3 protein-coding genes are annotated in these 2,716 nt (G+C 49.0%); 1 reads left to right on the top strand and 2 read right to left on the bottom strand.

Annotated features, from left to right (window positions below; all coding sequences use genetic code 11):
* Positions 1-98 precede the first annotated feature (98 nt).
* Positions 99-692, bottom strand: a complete 594-nt coding sequence (locus KDK19_RS24150; protein ID WP_306670726.1) for a cold-shock protein — start codon at positions 690-692, stop codon at positions 99-101.
* 578 nt (positions 693-1,270) lie between these two features.
* Between KDK19_RS24150 and KDK19_RS11660 the strand changes: the two genes are divergently transcribed.
* Positions 1,271-1,612: an HU family DNA-binding protein gene (locus KDK19_RS11660; protein WP_257274968.1), complete on the top strand. Its 342-nt coding sequence runs from the start codon at positions 1,271-1,273 to the stop codon at positions 1,610-1,612.
* Positions 1,613-1,814: 202 nt separating this feature from the next.
* Here KDK19_RS11660 and KDK19_RS11655 read toward each other — a convergent pair.
* The coding region (locus KDK19_RS11655) for an OprD family porin (RefSeq protein ID WP_257292008.1) at positions 1,815-2,716 on the bottom strand (902 nt) is incomplete at its 5' end.

The raw sequence follows: 2,716 nt of genomic DNA, 5'->3' as shown, positions 1-2,716 counted from the left end.
GGGGGGGGGGGGGGGGCGCCACCAATTTATTCCCCGCGCCCGGCGGGGAGGGGGGGGGGGGGGGGGGGGCGGCCCCGTTCATTAGAGGTGTGTTGATCTCAGTGACCTTTGGGAGCAGCGATAACGTCTTCTGCCTGAAGCCCCTTATCCTTCTCCACCACGATAAATTCTACCCTTTGGCCTTCAGACAGGGTCCGGTGACCTTCTCCACGAATGGTACGGTAGTGAACGAAAACGTCTTCACCGTTATCCCGGGTAATAAAGCCGAAGCCCTTTGAAACGTTGAACCATTTGACGGTGCCTGTCTCTCTGCCGGAATCCATGATTTCCACCGGGCTTGTGGGATTAAGGGATTTCAGGTTGATTGCGACGTGCAACAGGACACCGGTCACAAGGAGCAGTGAGGATGGAGTTTCAGGTGTCTGGTGAGAAAACATCGCCCAGCCAATGAGCGCAGTCGCGGCAATCAGCATGAATGAAGCCAGTGCCTGCACGTAGGATTTCTTGCAGCGATAGACTGTCAGATAGCAGCCAAGGCAGAGGTGAATGAGTGCAGCGGTTAGTAACAGCATGGTGGCTGAAGCAATAGCCAGTGCACTACCGAGCAGCGCGTTAAGGATGGACCCTTCCACAATGAGTGCTGTCAGTGAAAGGATGCCTAAGATCATGTGGATAAATTTAAGATGTTTCAAGTACTGAGTCCTTTTGGTTGTTATCTATGTGACTGAAAAAATTGCGGATATCCGGCACGACTGCATGGATGCAGGAGCTAGACCAATGCGGGAGTAATTGCCGCAAAGGGCGGTCTATTCTCGTTCTGGCTCCTGCATACATCAACAAAGTTTTTTGTTGCAAGGCATCAATGAAGTGACTGCCTCCCGAAATGATGAGAATGCTTTGAAATCAGTAATGCGCTCAATTCATTGCGCATGCAAACGGGGCAACAAAAAACCACAGCGTAACTCTGCTGTAAGGATTAATGTAACGCCATTGTGCTTCTATCTCAAACTCTTTCTACGCAGCGTATATAGAGGGTTATAGCAATGCTTAAAGGGTGCAAAAAAAGACTACCACTGTAAAAAATCACTTGTTATAGTGATTTCAGATGTTTCAAAAGTCTGGTTTTACAGGCTCTCTGAGGTTAGGGAAGTTGAATGTCCGATATTTTGGACTTGCCTCGTGAAACATTCAATCAGCCTGGTGAAGTGGCAGATCGCAATCCGCTGGTGCGGAACAACCTACAGGGAAAAACCATCAGGAGAGTAATTGTATGGCAGCGAAGAAAGCCGCAGCTATCAAGGATAAGTACAGTAAAACCCAGATTCTTGCTGAAATCTCAGAGAGTACCGGTTTGAGTCGTAAAGAAGTTGGGGCTGTGCTGGATGAACTGGGAATACTGGTTGAACGTCATATCAAGAAGCGGGGCTGTGGCGAGTTCACTCTTCCGGGACTGCTCAAGATCGTGACCAGAAAAAAACCTGCTCAGAAAGCCAAGAAAGGCGTACCTAATCCATTTAAGCCTGGCGAGTTAATGGATGTGCCTGCCAAGCCGGCCAGTATACAGGTCAAGGTGCGTCCTCTGAAAAAGCTTAAGGAATACGCCGCTTCGTGATGACGCTGGCATCGATTCTCTGAGTTCTTTTCAGTCCGTCAAGGGGGGTAGAAAGCCTCCCTTTTTTGCGTCTGAAGTATTCGTTCGCGACGATTACTTTTTAATGGTGTGTTGATTTAAGTCAGTTCACCGTTTTCTTCAGGCAACAAAAAAGCCCCTGCTAGTGCGGAGGCTTTATAAGGTCGGTCTTTTGAAGATCGGATCAGAAGACAGCGACGTTGTACTTCAGGATGACGCGTGTGTCGGTCTTGACAACATCATCTACGCCTTTGGCTTCGACAGTATTGTTCGCGTATCTCAGGCGGGCAGTCAGACCTTCAACCTGAGGAATGGCGTAATTAATGTCCAGGTTGTACTCAGTTTCGTCCTCAGACTTTGCCTCACCCATGACGTAAATACCCTTGACACTCAGACCGTCAACGATGCCTTCAAAGTCATAACCTGCAGAGAAGCCCCAGGCTTTTTGACCATTGCTGTTGAAGTCAGAGATCTGGATGGAGTTATAACCGAAGTGACCGGTGTCATCGTCACCGCCTTCCCAGCCGAACTTGTAGGCACCTAAGTCTGTGCTCTCAACTTTGGTGTAAGCAACGCCAAAGTCAGCCTGCCCTACACCAGCAGATACTTTAAGACCATAAGTGTATTGGCCCTTGTCTCCGGTTGCTGGTTTGCTGTCGCCGGTGAGATCGACTTGGCCATATTGACCAGCCACACCCACTTCCACACCTTCGGCTTCAGTAGAGAAGCTGGCTTCGGTCAGGAGTTTCTCGGCAAAATTGCTCTGGCTGGCATAGTCGGCACTCAATTCAAGACCATTGCCAAAGTCGTAGGCGCCACCCAGCGTTTTTACAGCTTCACTGCTTCCGTTAACTTCGTAATCTTCAAAGCCTGACTCAGTTTTACCATTACCTTTGGTAATCCAGGCAGCATGAGCTGACAAACCGGATACAGTAATATCTGTATAAAAACCTTCACTAAGGCTTGGCAGTACACGGCTGTCAGAGTCGTTAACCAGTGGGGTATCCAGGAACATGCGTCCGTATTTCGCTACACCCATGTCAAACAGGTTAAACTTGATTGCGTAAGCTGTTTTGCCGTAGCTTT

The organism is Endozoicomonas sp. ONNA1 (assembly GCF_024606325.1).
Classification (GTDB): domain Bacteria; phylum Pseudomonadota; class Gammaproteobacteria; order Pseudomonadales; family Endozoicomonadaceae; genus Endozoicomonas_A.
The sequence above is the reverse complement of the archived record's forward strand: the minus strand, read 5'-3'. Positions and strand labels throughout refer to the sequence as shown.